At 65.5% G+C, this 14,921-nt stretch carries 16 protein-coding genes; 3 read left to right on the top strand and 13 right to left on the bottom strand.

Features of this window, described 5'->3' with window-relative positions:
* Positions 1–35: 35 nt before the first annotated feature.
* On the bottom strand, positions 36–599 hold the full coding sequence (locus ACFLEY_RS26750) for a DUF177 domain-containing protein (protein ID WP_060912467.1): 564 nt from the start codon (positions 597–599) through the stop codon (positions 36–38).
* Positions 596–1,147 (bottom strand): ubiquinol-cytochrome C chaperone family protein, encoded by a 552-nt coding sequence (locus ACFLEY_RS26755; RefSeq protein ID WP_211433674.1) that lies wholly within the window; start codon positions 1,145–1,147, stop codon positions 596–598. The genes ACFLEY_RS26750 and ACFLEY_RS26755 overlap by 4 nt, the downstream gene beginning before the upstream one ends.
* Positions 1,148–1,245: 98 nt before the next feature.
* Here ACFLEY_RS26755 and ACFLEY_RS26760 point away from each other — a divergent pair, with 98 nt between their 5' ends.
* Positions 1,246–1,731: an outer membrane protein assembly factor BamE gene (locus ACFLEY_RS26760; RefSeq protein ID WP_060912468.1), complete on the top strand. Its 486-nt coding sequence runs from the start codon at positions 1,246–1,248 to the stop codon at positions 1,729–1,731.
* 117 nt (positions 1,732–1,848) lie between these two features.
* A complete protein-coding gene (locus tag ACFLEY_RS26765; RefSeq protein WP_211433675.1) occupies positions 1,849–2,841 on the top strand; it encodes a tripartite tricarboxylate transporter substrate binding protein in 993 nt (330 codons plus the stop codon).
* 276 nt (positions 2,842–3,117) lie between these two features.
* Here ACFLEY_RS26765 and ACFLEY_RS26770 read toward each other — a convergent pair whose 3' ends face one another.
* The 11 genes from ACFLEY_RS26770 to ldtR all read right to left on the bottom strand — a co-directional run bounded on the left by ACFLEY_RS26770 (position 3,118) and on the right by ldtR (position 12,846).
* Positions 3,118–5,238 (bottom strand): sodium-translocating pyrophosphatase, encoded by a 2,121-nt coding sequence (locus ACFLEY_RS26770; protein ID WP_028171636.1) that lies wholly within the window; start codon positions 5,236–5,238, stop codon positions 3,118–3,120.
* 281 nt (positions 5,239–5,519) lie between these two features.
* Positions 5,520–6,518: a thiamine-phosphate kinase gene (thiL, locus tag ACFLEY_RS26775; protein ID WP_060912469.1), complete on the bottom strand. Its 999-nt coding sequence runs from the start codon at positions 6,516–6,518 to the stop codon at positions 5,520–5,522.
* Positions 6,519–6,675: 157 nt separating this feature from the next.
* Positions 6,676–7,173 carry a transcription antitermination factor NusB gene (gene nusB, locus ACFLEY_RS26780; RefSeq protein ID WP_011087789.1) on the bottom strand — a complete coding sequence of 166 codons (498 nt, stop codon included), beginning with the start codon at positions 7,171–7,173 and terminating at the stop codon, positions 6,676–6,678.
* A 3-nt stretch (positions 7,174–7,176) separates the two neighbouring features.
* Positions 7,177–7,668: a 6,7-dimethyl-8-ribityllumazine synthase gene (ribH, locus tag ACFLEY_RS26785; RefSeq protein ID WP_011087790.1), complete on the bottom strand. Its 492-nt coding sequence runs from the start codon at positions 7,666–7,668 to the stop codon at positions 7,177–7,179.
* A gap of 154 nt (positions 7,669–7,822) precedes the next feature.
* The gene (locus tag ACFLEY_RS26790; RefSeq protein ID WP_028171634.1) at positions 7,823–8,431 is read right to left on the bottom strand and encodes a riboflavin synthase; all 609 of its coding nucleotides are present in this window, start codon (positions 8,429–8,431) and stop codon (positions 7,823–7,825) included.
* Position 8,432: 1 nt separating this feature from the next.
* Complete coding sequence (gene ribD / locus ACFLEY_RS26795; RefSeq protein WP_211433676.1) at positions 8,433–9,581, bottom strand: bifunctional diaminohydroxyphosphoribosylaminopyrimidine deaminase/5-amino-6-(5-phosphoribosylamino)uracil reductase RibD; 1,149 nt, start codon at positions 9,579–9,581, stop codon at positions 8,433–8,435.
* Positions 9,578–10,060, bottom strand: a complete 483-nt coding sequence (gene nrdR / locus ACFLEY_RS26800; RefSeq protein ID WP_011087793.1) for a transcriptional regulator NrdR — start codon at positions 10,058–10,060, stop codon at positions 9,578–9,580. Before nrdR ends, ribD begins: the two co-directional genes overlap by 4 nt.
* 15 nt (positions 10,061–10,075) lie before the next feature.
* Positions 10,076–11,374: a serine hydroxymethyltransferase gene (gene glyA / locus ACFLEY_RS26805; RefSeq protein WP_028171632.1), complete on the bottom strand. Its 1,299-nt coding sequence runs from the start codon at positions 11,372–11,374 to the stop codon at positions 10,076–10,078.
* Positions 11,375–11,640: 266 nt separating this feature from the next.
* On the bottom strand, positions 11,641–11,862 hold the full coding sequence (locus tag ACFLEY_RS26810; RefSeq protein ID WP_011087795.1) for a hypothetical protein: 222 nt from the start codon (positions 11,860–11,862) through the stop codon (positions 11,641–11,643).
* A gap of 37 nt (positions 11,863–11,899) precedes the next feature.
* Positions 11,900–12,136 (bottom strand): hypothetical protein, encoded by a 237-nt coding sequence (locus ACFLEY_RS26815; RefSeq protein WP_028171631.1) that lies wholly within the window; start codon positions 12,134–12,136, stop codon positions 11,900–11,902.
* Between the two features lie 191 nt (positions 12,137–12,327).
* The gene (ldtR, locus tag ACFLEY_RS26820; RefSeq protein WP_011087797.1) at positions 12,328–12,846 is read right to left on the bottom strand and encodes a transcriptional regulator LdtR; all 519 of its coding nucleotides are present in this window, start codon (positions 12,844–12,846) and stop codon (positions 12,328–12,330) included.
* A 414-nt stretch (positions 12,847–13,260) separates the two neighbouring features.
* Between ldtR and ACFLEY_RS26825 the strand changes: the two genes are divergently transcribed.
* Positions 13,261–14,604, top strand: coding sequence for an IS1380-like element ISBdi2 family transposase (locus tag ACFLEY_RS26825; RefSeq protein WP_039183842.1), 1,344 nt, complete (start codon positions 13,261–13,263; stop codon positions 14,602–14,604).
* The last annotated feature ends 317 nt before the right edge of the window (positions 14,605–14,921 follow it).

A 14,921-nucleotide genomic window follows, 5' to 3' on the forward strand; every position in this document is an offset into this window, starting at 1 on the left:
CTGCCTGGCAGAGCGGTCTTACGGGGAATCGGCAGCTATTGGCCCTTCTTCTTGTCCTGAAGCGCCTTCAGCGCTGCGAAGGGATGGTCCGCCGGGTCGAGCTCAACGACCTCCGCCTCGAACACAGCCCCCGGCTTGCGCGGATAGGGGTCGATCGCCAGGAATAGGGCATCGGTGGCGAGCCGGCCGAGGTCGATGATGCCATTGATGATGGCCTCCGGCGGGTCGATGACCTCCGGCGGCTCCTCGTCGTCCTGGCCCTCCTCGATCAGGTCGGACAGGCGGCGTGCCTCGGCCTCGGGGGCGAACGTCAGGTCCACCTCCTCCTCGATCTCGTTCTCGATCGGATCGAGCGAGACCACGCAGGTCTGGCCGACCCGGGCGCGGACGAGGCCCGTGACCTGGACCCGGCCGCCGCTTTTCGGCACGACGTCGAAGCTGGCGTTAGCGGACAGGATCTCCCGCACGCCCGCGACCTCGGCCATGACCTGCCGTTCGGCGGCCGACGCCTCGATCTCGCGGTGCAGGCCGGTGTCGGGAATCTGCGCAACGATGACGGGGGACCGCCAGGGATCGGGTCCAGTATTCGGTCGGCTCATGGCGTGACATCCTCGGGAAGTGCCGGGGGAAAGTTGAAGGCCGCGCGCAGCAGCGCGACCTCGCCGGTCCGGCCGAGATCGGCGTCCGTGGCCCGCGCGTAGGCCGCGAGCCGCTCCGCCTGGTCCATGCCGGACCCATTCAAGATATTCTTGCAGATCGCCGCCGCCAGCGCCTCACCGCCAGCTTCGATCGCCTGATCGTAGGCCTGCACCCGGCCGTAAAAGGCCTCGCCGAAGGCTCGCATCCGCTTTGGCACGGTCTGGTCGCCCACCCCCATCTCGCGCAGATTGTCGTCCATGTCCTCGCAGAAGCGGTCGAACAGCGCCTGCGACAGCTCCGTGGCGCCCTGGACCGTGCGCAGGCGCCGCAGCAGCAGCCAGAGATGGAGCAGCAACAGGTCGAAACGCCCGTTAACCGTATCGGGCACGCCCAAGTCGCGGTAAAATATGGGTTCTCGCGCCTGCGTCACGATCATGCCATAGATGGCTTCAATGGTGCCCGGCGGGGCTAGCCGGGGTTTCCTGAAGTGATTGAACGGCCAAAGCATTGTGGTTTCCGCAAGCGGGCGCGCGCGTGTTGCATTCAGAGCCTCAGCCCGGTACTTCAGCGCCTCGCGCGACGCAAGGGGACGGAATCAGTTCCGCTATGACGATAACGAACCAGACGAGCCCGCGCGCAGACCAGCGGCGCGGCCTTCATGCACGCTGGCGCGGCCTGCGCATCGCTGCCGCTGCGGCCTTGGTCGGCGTGGCGCTCGCGGGCTGCACCGGCGAGCAGTTCCAGAAGGGCTACATCCTGCCGCCCGGCGCGCTGGAGCAGATTCCGATCGGCGCGAGCCAGGACCAGGTGCTGATCGTGATGGGCACGCCCTCCACGGTCGCGACCCTCGACGGCGAGGTCTTCTACTACATCTCGCAGCGCTCGGAGCGGATGGTCGCCTTCATGAACCAGAGGGTGGTCGATCAACGCGTGATCGCGATCTATTTCGACAAGAACCGGCGCGTGCGCCGGCTGGCGAATTACGGCCTCCAGGACGGCAAGATCTTCGACTTCATCAGCCGCACCACGCCGACATCGGGCCAGGAGATGAGCTACCTCACGCCGCTGTTCAAACTGCTCAGCTTTAACTGAGCCTTCAGCCTGCGGCGTCGTGCCGCCCTCCGCGCGGCACTTGCCGGCGCGTGCGACTTGCCGTCGCGCGCCGGGTTCCATACGCTCCCTGCAAAACAAGAAGCTGGGAGTGGATTCGTGCCGAAAACCTTGTTGTCCCGCCGCCGCGTGCTCACCGGCGCTGCCGGCCTGTCGGCTGCAGCGATCCTGCCGCGATCGAGCCTGGCGGACTGGAAACCCACCGAAAACGTCCGCCTCGTCGTGCCGGCTGCGGCCGGCGGTTCGACTGATGTCATGGGCCGGCTCCTGGCCGCCCATACCTGGGGCCAGTCGGCCGTCGTGGAAAACCGCTCCGGCGGCGGCGGCACGATCGGCACCGCCGAGGTGGTTCGCGCCAAGCCGGACGGCCACACCATCCTGATTGGCAACCCCGGGCCGAACGCGATCGCCTACAGTATTTTCAAGAACCTCACCTACAAGCCGGACCAGCTCCAGCCGGTCTCCAACATGATCCGGATCCCGAACATCGTGTCGGCGCATCCGAAGACCGGCATCAAGTCGGTCGCCGAGCTGATCGCCTATCTCAAGGCCAATCCGGACAAGCTCAGCTATGCCTCCTCCGGCGTCGGCCAGAGCCCTCACCTCACCGGCGCCTGGTTCTTGCAGCTCACCGGGCTGAAGATGACGCACATCCCGTTCCGCGGCGCCGGGCCCGCGCTCCAGGCCGCGCTCGCCGGCGACATCCAGATCCTGTTCGACAACCTCTATCCGAGCCTGCCGCAGGTCCAGAACGGCACGCTCACCGGCCTCTGCGTGACGACCGCCGAGCGCAGCGACCTCGCGCCGAACCTGCCGACCATGCGCGAGAGCGCACCGGAGCTGGCCAATTTCGACGTCTCGTCGTGGTTCTCGGTGTTCCTGCCGAAAGGCGTCCCCGCCGGGGTGCTCGAAGCGCTCAATCTCCAGGTGAAGGCGATGCTGGAGCGCGACGACATCAAGAAGAACATCGCCGCCATGGGCGCCCGCGCCGACTACGGCACGCCGCAGCAGTTCGCCGACTTCGTGGACGCCGAGACGAAGAAGTTCGCCGGCATCATCCAGAAGGAAGGTTTGCAGATGGATGTGCAGTAGGCGGGCTCGCTTGCGGCGCAGGAGATTTGAACCAGTTGAAGGCGATGAGGACGGCGGCCGCCAGCGCGACCGCCAGCATTGTACGCGCACCGGATTGCCGGCCACCGGCTTGCACCCTGCCGCAAGTCGGACAGACCGTGTCGGCCATCAGCATGTCGCAGCCGCACCGTATACACTTGGTCGTCTCGACCTTCATGGCGACGGTCCCCCGTAAAGCGGACAACAAAAAACCCGCGGTTTGCACCGCGGGTTTGTCGTTTGTAGCGCGCGACAGGTTCAGTGCGCCAGGATCGCCAGCAGCAGCAAAGCCACGATGTTCGTGATCTTGATCATCGGGTTCACCGCCGGTCCCGCCGTGTCCTTGTAGGGATCGCCGACGGTGTCGCCGGTCACCGCTGACTTGTGGGCATCACTGCCCTTGCCGCCGTAGTGACCGTCCTCGATGTACTTCTTGGCGTTGTCCCAGGCGCCGCCGCCGGAGGTCATGGAGATCGCGACGAACAGGCCCGTCACGATCACGCCGAGCAGCATCGCGCCGACCGCCGAGAACGCCGCCGACTTGCCGGTCGCACCGCCTCCGGCGATCGCGTAGATCAGGAAGTAGACGACGATCGGCGACAATACCGGCAGCAGCGAGGGGATGATCATCTCCTTGATCGCCGCCTTGGTCAGCAGGTCGACCGCCTTGCCGTAGTCCGGCTTGTCGGTGCCCTGCATGATGCCGGGCTTCTCGCGGAACTGACGCCGCACCTCCTCGACGATCGCGCTCGCCGCGCGGCCCACGGCCGTCATGCCCATCGCGCCGAACAGATACGGCAGCAGACCACCGAACAGGAGGCCCACCACCACATAGGGATTGTTCAGCGAGAAGTCCGGATTGACGCCGGCGAAGTAGGTGTGATGCGCGGAGTCCGCAACGAAGAACTTGAGGTCCTGGTTGTAGGCCGCGAACAGCACGAGCGCGCCGAGACCGGCCGAACCGATCGCGTAGCCCTTGGTGACCGCCTTGGTGGTGTTGCCGACGGCGTCGAGCGCATCGGTCGACTTGCGCACCTCCTTCGGCAGGCCCGCCATCTCGGCGATGCCGCCGGCGTTGTCCGTCACCGGACCGAAGGCGTCGAGCGCGACGATCATGCCGGCCAGCGCCAGCATGGTGGCCGTCGCGATCGCGATGCCGAACAGGCCGGCAAGGCTGTAGGTGACGAGGATGCCGGCGATGATGACGATCGCGGGCAGCGCGGTCGCCTCCATCGAGATCGCAAGGCCCTGGATCACGTTGGTGCCGTGGCCGGTCACCGACGCAGCCGCAATCGACTTCACCGGACGATAGTCGGTGCCGGTGTAGTATTCGGTGATCCAGATGATCAGCGCGGTGACGATCAGGCCGACGACGCCGCATTCGAACAGCGACATGCCGGTATAATCGACGCCGTCGAGCTTGCCGAAGCCGATCAGCGTGTAGATCACCACGGCAATGCCGATCAGCGACAGCACGCCGGTTGCGATCAGGCCCTTGTAGAGCGCGCCCATGATCGACTGGCTCGGCCCGAGCTTGACGAAGAAGGTGCCGATGATCGAGGTGATGATGCAGATGCCGCCAATGGCGAGCGGCAGCGTCATCATGCTCATGAGGATCGGCGTCTTGGCGAAGAAGATCGCCGCGAGCACCATGGTGGCGACCGCGGTCACCGCATAGGTCTCGAACAGGTCGGCGGCCATGCCGGCGCAGTCGCCCACGTTGTCGCCGACGTTGTCGGCAATGGTCGCCGGGTTGCGCGGATCGTCCTCGGGAATGCCGGCCTCGACCTTGCCGACGAGGTCGCCGCCGACGTCCGCACCCTTGGTGAAGATGCCGCCGCCGAGACGGGCGAAGATCGAGATCAGCGAGGCGCCGAAGCCCAGCGCCACCATGGCGTCGACGACGACGCGGCTGTCAGGCGCGAGCTTCAGCGAATAGACCAGGAAGCCGAAATAGAGGGTCACGCCGAGCAGCGCGAGACCCGCCACCAGCATGCCGGTAATCGCGCCCGCCTTGAAGGCGAGCTCGAGGCCGCCGGCGAGCGACGTGGTCGCCGCCTGGGCGGTGCGCACATTGGCGCGAACCGAGACGTTCATGCCGATGAAGCCGGCCGCCCCCGACAGGATGGCGCCGATGGCAAAACCGATCGCGACATAGAGCCCGAGGAAATAGACAAGCAGCACGAAGATGACGATGCCGACGATACCGATCGTGGTGTACTGGCGCCGCAGATAGGCCTGTGCGCCTTCGCGCACCGCAGCTGCGATCTCCTGCATGCGCGGCGACCCCGCATCCGCGCTCAACACCGAAGACGTCGCCCAAATCGCGTAGACGACGGAAAGCACTCCGCAGAGCACTATCAACCATAATGCTGTCATGTGATTTTTTGCCTCAGATCCTTGATGTGTCCCCGGCGCCTTTTATTGTCCGTCGTGCGGTGCGGCGCCTTGATTTCGAACAAGGCCGCCCCCTTTCCCGAAGGGGCGGCCTCAGTCGGTCGCGAGCTTGCCAAAATCAACTTGATGGTGCAACGCCGGAAGCGGCCGAAAAAGCCGATCTCGGCAAGTATTTAGGCCAAGTCCTGAGCAAGTCCTGAGCTCCAAGTCCTGAGCTCCAAGTCCTGAGCCCATCGCCCGGACGCCGCGATTTGGAGCAATTCCTAGAAGTGGCTGTAGGACAGCCGCTTCAAAGCCAATTCCTGGCCCTGCCCGTCCAGGAAGCGCGGCCGCGCGCTCCCCGCGACGATCGTGCCGATCGCCGTGACCGCAACGCCAGCGGCCCGCCCCGCGGCAATCAGCGCATCGCTTTGCGCCGGCGGCACCGTGCACAGCACCTCGTAATCGTCGCCCCCGGCAAGCAGCGTCTCGACGCAAACGGCGTTGCGCACGATCAGGCCCGCCGCGGCGGCCGAGAGCGGCACGTTCGCCACGTCCACAGAGGCCGAGACGCCCGACGCCGCGCAGAGTTTTGTCAGGTCGCCGGCGAGCCCGTCGGAGACGTCCATCGCAGCCGACGCATGGTCCCTCACCGCGCGCGCCAGCATGTTGCGTGGCTGCGGAATGCGATAGCGCGAGACCAGAGCTTCCCTTGCGGTAGGATCGGACGCCAGCGCCGCAGCCGCAGCGCCGCCCGTGAGCACGTCAAGTCCGAGCGCGGCATCGCCGATCGTGCCTGTCACCAGGATACGGTCGCCTGGCCGCGCCCCGGTGCGGCCGACCATCCGACCCCGTGGCACGCGGCCGAAGGCGGTGATCGAGATCATTTGCGGCCCCGGCGTCGACACCGTGTCGCCGCCGAGCAGCGGGCACGCGAAGGTTTTCGCATCCTCGCCCAGCGCATCCGCGAACGGCCCGAGCCAGGCGTCCTCCTTGCTCCGCAGCGCCAGCGTCAGCACGAAGCCGGCCGGCACGGCGCCCTTGGCGGCGAGATCGGACAGGTTCACCCGCAGCGCCTTGCGCGCGATGGTGTCGGGTGGGTCGGTGGCAAGATAGTGCACACCCTCGATCACGGCATCGGTGGTGACGACGATGTCGTCGCCGGACGAGGACAGGACCGCGGCATCGTCGACCAGCCCGAACGCACCGGGATCGGTCGCCAGCGGCTTGAAATAGCGCCCGATGAGGGAGTCTTCGGCGGAGTTTTCCGGTGCGTTGGTCATCGGCGCTAGCCCCAAACTCCACTGTCATCGCCCGGCTTGACCGGGCGATCCAGTACGCCGAGACGCCCGATTTCAATAACCGCTGCCGCGGCGTACTGGATCACCCGCCCCAGTGCGCAACTGCGCACAAGGCGGGGGATGACAGCGGAATCTGTGTTTACCCTCGCCCGAACTCGTCACCGCGAAACTGACGGCCGATCTGGTCGAGCACCGCATTCACCATGCCGGTCTCCTCGCGATCGACGAAGGCATTGGCAACGTCGACATATTCGGAGACCACGACGCGGCCCGGCACGTCCTTGCGATGCTGGAGCTCATAGGCCCCGGCCCGCAGCACCGCGCGCAGGATCGCCTCGATCCGCTTCAATGGCCAGCCCTTCGACAGCGCCTCGTCGATCAGGGGGTCGAGCTTCTTCTGGTCGCGCACGACGCCGGAGACGACGTCGCGGAAGAACGCGGCTTCGGCCGGCAGGTAGGTATCGCCCTCGACCTCGTTGCCGAGCCAGTGGCTCTCGAACTCGGCGAAGATGTCGTTGATGCCGGCGCCGGCGATATCCATCTGGTACAGCGCCTGGACGGCCGCGAGCCGCGCCGCACCGCGCCGGTTCGCCTTCTTCTCCGTAAGCCCCGCCGGCTTCTTGTTGTTGTCGGCCATGGCTCAGGCCCGCGCCAGGCGGCGCTTGATGCGCAGCATCGCAAGCGCAGCGCGCGCGGCATCGCCGCCCTTGTTGAGCTCGCTGGCGCGCGCCCGCGCCCAGGCCTGCGCCTCGGTGTTGACGGTGAGAATGCCGTTGCCGAGCGGGAGCTTTCGCGAAACCGCAAGGTCCATCAGCGCTCGGGAGGATTCCTGCGAGACGATCTCGAAATGGATGGTGTCGCCGCGGATCACGCAGCCGAGCGCGATCACCGCATCGTAGGGCTTGCCGTTGGCCGCCGCGGCATCGACCGCAATGGCCACCGCCGCCGGGATCTCCAGCGCACCGGGAACCGTGATGACGTCATGCGTCAGGCCGGCGGCCTTCAGCTCGGCCACTGCGCCGTCCAGTAGCGCATCCTGGAGATCGTCATAGAACCGCGCCTCGACAATCAGCGCACGCGCGCCGGAAATGTCGGTCTGGTCCTTCAAGGGTGCGCGCCGCGCGTCTGCCATCGTTCAATCCGTTTCACAGGGGTCGGCGCTATGTAGTCGCCGAACGCATGTAAGCCAAGTTTTAAACTGTCATTCCGGGGCGCGAAGCGAACCCGGAATCTCGAGATTCCGGGTTCGGTCCTACGGACCGCCCCGGAATGACCGGCTGCGCCGGTCACTTCATTTCCGTCAGCCGCGCCGCGTAGCGGGCCATCAGGTCGACCTCGATATTGACCTCGGCCCCCGCCTTCCAGCCGCCGATCGTCGTGACGGTCAGCGTGTGCGGGATAATCAGCACCGAAAAGGTCACGTCCGCAACCGTATTGACCGTCAGCGAGACGCCGTCGAGCGTAATCGAGCCCTTGGTGGCGATGAACCGCGCCAGCTCGCGCGTCGTGGAGAGCACGAACCGCGCCATGTCGGGCAGGTCCTCGCGGCTGACGATGGTCGCGATCCCGTCGGCGTGACCGGCGACAATATGGCCGCCGAGCTCGTCGCCGATCTTGAGCGCGCGTTCGAGATTGAGCCTGGTGCCCACCCTCCAGTGCTTTGCCGTCGTGAGCGCCAGCGTCTCGGCGGCCGCATCGACGTCGAACCAGGTCTTGCCGCCCGCGACACCTGAAGCGACGACCGTCAGGCAGACGCCGTTGCAGGCGATCGAGGCGCCATCGGCAATGGTGGTCTGATCGTAGCTGCAGGCGATGCGCAGCCGGTGCAACTGGCCCTGCGCCGTTGGCGTGAAGCTGACGATCTCGCCGAGATCGGTGACAATGCCGGTGAACATGTTAGGCGCGCTCGTAGATGGTGAGAGTATCCTTGTCGAATGTCTCGCTAGCATGAACCTTGTAGGCCTGCGACTGCGTGATTTTCGACAGGGGCAATGCATCGAGCGCATCGACGCCGCTGCTGCCGACCTCTTCCGCGCCGCGGAACAGCCAGATCTCGTCGACGAGATCGGCCGCCACGAACGAAGCCGCAACGCGGCTGCCGCCCTCGACCATCAGCCGCGAAATGCCCTTCTCGGCCAGCACATGCAGCACTGCCGGCAGATCGAGCCCGGAGGCGTTTCCCGGCGGTACGCGGATGATCTGCGCGCCGGCTGCTCCAAGCCGCGTGGCGGCCGCAGCCTCGGCAAGTTCAGAGCCCACCACCCACAGCGGCGTCTCGCGCGCGGAGCGGACGAGCTGGCTCGCCGCGGACATGCGCAGGCTCTGGTCGAGCACAACGCGCACCGGCGAACGCGCCGCCATGCCCGGCAGGCGGCAGGTGAGAAGCGGATCATCCGCCAGCACCGTGCCGATGCCGACCAGGATGGCATCGCTCTGCGCGCGGAGCAGATGGACGCGATTGCGCACAGCTTCGCCCGTGATCGCGACCGGCTTGCCGCCGGCGGCGCCGATCTTGCCGTCGGGCGAGACTGCGAGCTTCACGATCACATGTGGGCGCCTGTCGCGGATGCGGCGGAAATGCCCGGCGTGGTCGAACGCAGCCTCCGCCGCGCAGAGACCCACGTCCACGGTGATGCCGGCAGCACGCAGACGGGCATGGCCCTGGCCTGCGACTTCAGGATTGGGATCCTCGATCGCCGCCACCACGCGCTTGATGCCGGCCGCAATCACCGCATCGGCACAAGGCGGCGATTTGCCGAAATGCGAGCACGGCTCCAGCGTGACGTAGAGCGTGGCCCCGCGCGCCGCCTCACCGGCACGCCGCAAGGCCTCGGGCTCGCCATGCGGACGTCCGCCGGGCTGCGTCCAGCCGCGGCCGACGATGACGCCGTCTTTCACGATGACGGCGCCGACGGCCGGATTGGGCCAGGTCCGCCCCTGCCCGCGCCGGCCGAGCGCCAGCGCAAGCTGCATGAAGCGGCGATCGGCGTCCTTGGATTCGCGGATCTTCTGCGCGAACTGATCCTCCAGGATGCGGAAGATCATTTGCGGATCGCGGCGAGCCGCGCTTCCTCCTCACCGGAGAGCTCGCCGAGCACGTCGGCGAAATCCTTGGCCTCACGGAAATTGCGGTAGACCGAGGCGAAACGCACATAGGCGACGTCGTCGAGCGTGCGCAGATGCTCCATCACGGTCTCGCCGATCACCTCGGAGGAGATCTCGGCCTCGCCTCCGGTCTCGAGCTCGCGCACGATGGTGGAGACCATCTTCTCCACCCGCTCCGGCTCGACCTGCCGCTTGCGAAGCGAGATCTGCACCGAGCGCATCAGCTTGTCGCGGTCGAACGGCACACGGCGGCCGTTGCGCTTGATCACCGTGAGCTCGCGCAGCTGCACGCGCTCGAAGGTGGTGAAGCGGAAATTGCAGGCGACGCACACGCGCCGCCTGCGGATCACGGACGAGTCCTCGGTCGGACGCGAGTCCTTTACCTGCGTATCGAGACTGTTGCAGTTCGGGCAGCGCATCCGCTTGGCCTAGCCTTACTGATAGATCGGGAACCGGTCGGTGAGCGCCTTGACCCGTTCCTTGATCGCGGCTTCCACCAGCGGCGCCTTGCCGTCGTCGGACTGCGCGATCGCGTTGAGCACCTCGGCGATCATGCCGCCGACCTGCTGGAATTCGGCGACGCCGAAACCGCGGGTCGTCGCCGCCGGGGTGCCGAGACGCAGACCCGAGGTCACGAAGGGCTTTTCGGGGTCGAAGGGAATGCCGTTCTTGTTGCAGGTGATGGCTGCGCGGACCAGCGCCTTCTCCGAGACGTTGCCCTTCAGGCCCTTCGGCCTGAGGTCGACCAGCATCAGATGGTTGTCGGTACCGCCGGACACAATATCGAACCCGTGGCTCTTCATCGCCTCGGCCAGCGCTTTGGCGTTCTCGACGACGTTCTTCGCATAGACCTTGAAGTCCGGACGCAGCGCCTCGCCGAAGGCGACCGCCTTCGCCGCGATCACATGCATCAGGGGGCCGCCCTGCAGGCCCGGGAAGATCGCCGAGTTGAGCTTCTTGGCGAGTGTCTCGTCGTTAGAGAGGATCAGGCCGCCGCGCGGACCGCGCAGCGACTTGTGCGTCGTCGTGGTGGTGACGTGCGCATACGGCACCGGCGAGGCATGCACGCCGCCGGCGACGAGGCCGGCGAAGTGCGCCATGTCGACCAGCAGATACGCGCCGACGCTGTCCGCGATCTCGCGGAAGCGCTTGAAGTCCCAGGCGCGCGAATAGGCCGAGCCGCCGGCCACGATCAGCTTCGGCTTGACCTCCTCGGCCTGCTTCTGGACGGCGTCCATGTCGATGATCTGGTCCTCGCGGCGCACGGTATAGTGCGCGGCCTTGAACCACTTGCCGCTCATGTTGACGGGCGAGCCATGGGTGAGATGGCCGCCGGCCGCGAGGTCGAGGCCCATGAAGGTGTCGCCGGGCTGGAGCAGCGCCAGGAACACCGCCTGGTTCATCTGGCTGCCGGAGTTCGGCTGGACGTTGGCGAAGCCAGCGCCAAACAGCTTCTTGGCGCGGTCGATCGCGAGGTTCTCGGCGACGTCGACCCACTCGCAACCGCCATAGTAACGCGCGCCCGGATAACCTTCCGCATATTTGTTGGTCATCACCGAACCCTGCGCTTCCAGCACGGCACGGCTGACGATGTTCTCGGAGGCGATCAGCTCGACCTCATGGCGCTGCCGGCCGAGCTCGCCCTTGATGGCGGCTGCGATTTCCGGGTCGGCCTGGTCGAGCGAGGCGGTGAAAAACGAATCGGGCGCGGAGGCGGTTCTGGCTGAGGTCATCTTGCGAATATCTCCACCGCCGCAGCCTTTTGGCGGGCTACGGGCGGGTCTGGTGGGGCGATCGGAAGCGGCGAGCGCGATCTACCACATCGCCCGCCCCCGGCCAAGTAGTTGCGGGTCGGGCCTGATATTTATGCAAGATATGGTGGGGATTGAAGGATCCGGACGCTGGAGCGGTTCGCTGGAACCGCCCCGTTCCGATGATGCCTGAAGGGGCCGTTTTGGACCTTAAAGTCCTGCCGGCCGATGAGAGCCGCCCCTCCCCCTTAGAGCCCCGTATACCCGGCCTTCACGGGGTCCACGCTGCCGTCGAGCTGGCGCAAATAGGTCAGGCCGCAGACCGTCAACCTGTGCGGGTCCTTCTCACCCGCTTCAATCAGCGTGTTGAGGTAGTTCGTCACCTTGGCGCGTGCCTCCTCGCTGGCCGCCGCCGTGCGATTGGCGAGCAGGTCATAAGTCTGCATGATGCGGTCGATGGCAGCGTCCATGGCACCCTCTGGTTCTCTGGAATGTCGGGAGTTTTGATCAGGCAACCGCGCGGGCCTCGGACTGCGTCTCGAACCGGGCGATCGCCTTGTTGGCGAGCCTGATCTTGTTGAATTCGCCGTGCTGGAGCAGCTTGATGATGATCTCGAGCAGGTGTTCGTTGGTGACGAGCGTGTCGGGAATCGCACCGGAGCGGCGGAGGTAATTCGCGGCGATGGCATAGGCATCACTCACGAGTTGGACGTTCATGACCTGCAGCCCGCGCCCGACCAGCATCGCATCCTCCGAATCCAGAGAACTAACGGCGATACCGGGCTCCGGTTCCACCCGGGCGAATTTTCTCGCAGCTGCAAAATGACAAAACGCACCGGTCCGGGAGAAACCGGGCCGGTGCGCTTGGGGAAGTCAGGCACGTTCGGGAGGCTTGCCGGTCTTGTTGCCGGCCGGCTTGGCCATCCCTTGGAAACTCAGAGCCGATACAGGATCTGGTCGGTCCAGAACCGCTCGAGACGGTGCAGCGACTTGTTGAGGGTCGAGAATTCCTCGCCCGAGATGCCGCCGACCTGCTCGACCGTCTTGACGTGCTTCTGGTAGAGCGAGTCGACGATACGGCGGACTTCCTGGCCCTGCGGCGTCAGGCGGATGCGCACCGAGCGGCGATCGACGCGCGAGCGCTGGTGATCGAGGAAGCCGAGCTCGACGAGCTTCTTCAGATTGTAGGAGACGTTGGAGCCGAGATAGTAGCCGCGCGTGCGCAGCTCGCCCGCGGTCAGCTCCTTATCGCCGATGTTGTAGAGCAGGAGCGCCTGCACCGAGTTGATGTCGGCGCGACCGCGGCGATCGAACTCGTCCTTGATGACGTCGAGGAGCCGGCGATGCAGCCGCTCCACCAGAGTCAAAGCTTCCAGATAGAGCGACTGCACCGAACCCTGCTGGCCGGAGACGCGCTCTGCGGTATCTGCCGCAGTTGCGACGGCTTTCATCATGACACTTCCCCTGTTGTCGTTTTTATCGACACTTATTCGACGAAACTTGTGTCCCGTCTGATAGGTGCAACTTAAGGGGCTCGTTTGAAGATCGGCTTAAATAAGAGAATAAAGAGATCATGAATTTAAGACAGTGAATTGCGGATTAAGCCTGTGCCACAAGGGCTTTTCGCAACCCTCTGTTGACCCTCGCAAGGTCCTGTTCACCCTCCGTCCGCCCCGGTTGTCGCATTCCAGAACAGCCCCGCCCCGTTTCGAAACGCGCGCGTAAGAGCTGTGGCGGACCAGGCTAGCCTGTCTTATTCGTAAGAGGCGCCCGAGAGGCTGGCGAGCGTGGTGTAAAGCGCTGATACGGCGTAGGATTCGGTTGTGAAGCCAACCCCATCACCTCCAACCGCGAACGCCACGCCCGCCATGACCGACGATACGATTCCGCCCTTCTCGTTTCCAGCCATTCACGCCAAGAAAGTCACAGCTGCCTTCGATGGTGGGCGCCTAACCTCGAACGGGGGCGTGATGCTTCTGGCGATGGCCGAGCGGCGTCTCGGCTTGGCCGACAATCTGGCCCGGGTGTTCCCGGATCGGCGCGATCCGACGCGGGTCGTGCACAGCCTGGTCGATATGTTCCGCGCGCGCATGTTCGCGATCTGCTGCGGCTACGAGGACGCCGACGACCTCGATCATCTGCGGTCCGATCCGGCATTCAAGCTGGCCTGCGGTCGCCTACCGGACACGGGCCGGGATCTGTGTTCCCAGCCGACGCTGTCGCGGCTGGAGAATGCTCCGCGCCTGCGCGACGTGATCCGACTGACCTACATTTTGGTCGACGCATGGATGGATAGCTACCCCCACGAGCCGGCATCCGTCACGCTCGACATCGATGATACCTGCGACGTCGTCCACGGCCATCAGCAGCTCTCGCTGTTCAACGCTCATTATGACGAACGCTGCTTTCTGCCGATCCACGTCTACGACACGGAGAAGAGCCGGCCCGTGGCCGTCGTGCTGCGGCCCGGCAAGACGCCGGGCGGCGTCGAGGTGCGTGCCCATCTGCGCCGCCTGGTACGGCATATCCGCACGCGATGGCACAACACGCGAATTACGTTCCGTGGCGACGGGCACTATGCCCGGCCGGAGGCCATGGCGTGGTGCGAGACCAACGGCATCGACTACATCTTCGGTCTGTCCGGCACCAAGCCTCTCGCCAGAAAAGTCGACGAGGTCGCCGACGACATCCGCACCCGACGCGCCATCGAGAACCTGCCGGTTCTGCGTGGCTATACCGAGACCCGCCACAAGGCAAAGTCCTGGGATCGCGAACGGCGCACCGTCGCCCGTATTGAGGCGACGATGCTCGGCCTCGACATCCGTTTCGTCGTCACCAGCCTCGATGTCGGCTCGGCCGAGTGGATCTACGACAGCCTGTATTGCGCGCGCGGCCAAGCCGAGAATCTGATCAAGCTGCATAAGACACAGCTCGCCTCCGACCGCACCAGCTGCCGTTCGGCGCTCGCCAACCAGGTCCGTCTCGTGCTCCATACGGCCGCTTATTGGCTGATGCTGACCGTGCGCGACGCCATTCCCAAAGCCCGGGAATTGGCCACTGCCGAGTTCGCGACGCTGCGTCTTCGTCTCTTGAAACTCGCTGCCCGTGTGGTCGAGACCACGAGCCGCATTCGCCTTGCGTTTGCCGCGGCATGTCCCGAAGCCGACCTGATCCGCGGCCTGCCCGGCGCGCTGCTCCCGCTCGGTCCGTAACCGACCGGGCCTGCGCCCGCTCACCCGCCCCACTCCTCCATCGCCTACAAAACAGCTTGATGTAGAACCCGGTGAGAAAAGGCCGGACGGTCACCCACGCCAGCCGCCAGCCCCCGTCAGACGTCAAGAACGACCGTGCTCTCGTGAATAGATCGGGCTAGGTTAGCGAAAACTTACTTCGAATTTTAGGCAACCAGCGGTCAACCAAGCGCCGAACTCTGCTCTCGTGCCCCGGAGCTGAACAGATCGTTGGATGGGTAGAGCGAAGCGAAACCCATCGATGCGGGCGCACGTCGGTGATGGGTTTCGCTGCGCTC

Source organism: Bradyrhizobium sp. YCK136 (assembly GCF_044570075.1).
Classification (GTDB): Bacteria; Pseudomonadota; Alphaproteobacteria; order Rhizobiales; family Xanthobacteraceae; genus Bradyrhizobium; species Bradyrhizobium diazoefficiens.

Bases quoted from the DNA above. Each gene is read 5' to 3' on its own strand.
- ACFLEY_RS26750 (WP_060912467.1), bottom strand. From the start codon at position 599: ATGAGCCGACCGAATACTGGACCCGATCCCTGGCGGTCCCCCGTCATC.
- ACFLEY_RS26755 (WP_211433674.1), bottom strand. From the start codon at position 1,147: ATGCTTTGGCCGTTCAATCACTTCAGGAAACCCCGGCTAGCCCCGCCG.
- ACFLEY_RS26760 (WP_060912468.1), top strand. From the start codon at position 1,246: ATGACGATAACGAACCAGACGAGCCCGCGCGCAGACCAGCGGCGCGGC.
- ACFLEY_RS26770 (WP_028171636.1), bottom strand. From the start codon at position 5,238: ATGACAGCATTATGGTTGATAGTGCTCTGCGGAGTGCTTTCCGTCGTC.
- thiL (WP_060912469.1), bottom strand. From the start codon at position 6,518: ATGACCAACGCACCGGAAAACTCCGCCGAAGACTCCCTCATCGGGCGC.
- nusB (WP_011087789.1), bottom strand. From the start codon at position 7,173: ATGGCCGACAACAACAAGAAGCCGGCGGGGCTTACGGAGAAGAAGGCG.
- ribH (WP_011087790.1), bottom strand. From the start codon at position 7,668: ATGGCAGACGCGCGGCGCGCACCCTTGAAGGACCAGACCGACATTTCC.
- ACFLEY_RS26790 (WP_028171634.1), bottom strand. From the start codon at position 8,431: ATGTTCACCGGCATTGTCACCGATCTCGGCGAGATCGTCAGCTTCACG.
- ribD (WP_211433676.1), bottom strand. From the start codon at position 9,581: ATGATCTTCCGCATCCTGGAGGATCAGTTCGCGCAGAAGATCCGCGAA.
- nrdR (WP_011087793.1), bottom strand. From the start codon at position 10,060: ATGCGCTGCCCGAACTGCAACAGTCTCGATACGCAGGTAAAGGACTCG.
- glyA (WP_028171632.1), bottom strand. From the start codon at position 11,374: ATGACCTCAGCCAGAACCGCCTCCGCGCCCGATTCGTTTTTCACCGCC.
- ACFLEY_RS26810 (WP_011087795.1), bottom strand. From the start codon at position 11,862: ATGGACGCTGCCATCGACCGCATCATGCAGACTTATGACCTGCTCGCC.
- ACFLEY_RS26815 (WP_028171631.1), bottom strand. From the start codon at position 12,136: ATGCTGGTCGGGCGCGGGCTGCAGGTCATGAACGTCCAACTCGTGAGT.
- ldtR (WP_011087797.1), bottom strand. From the start codon at position 12,846: ATGATGAAAGCCGTCGCAACTGCGGCAGATACCGCAGAGCGCGTCTCC.
- ACFLEY_RS26825 (WP_039183842.1), top strand. From the start codon at position 13,261: ATGACCGACGATACGATTCCGCCCTTCTCGTTTCCAGCCATTCACGCC.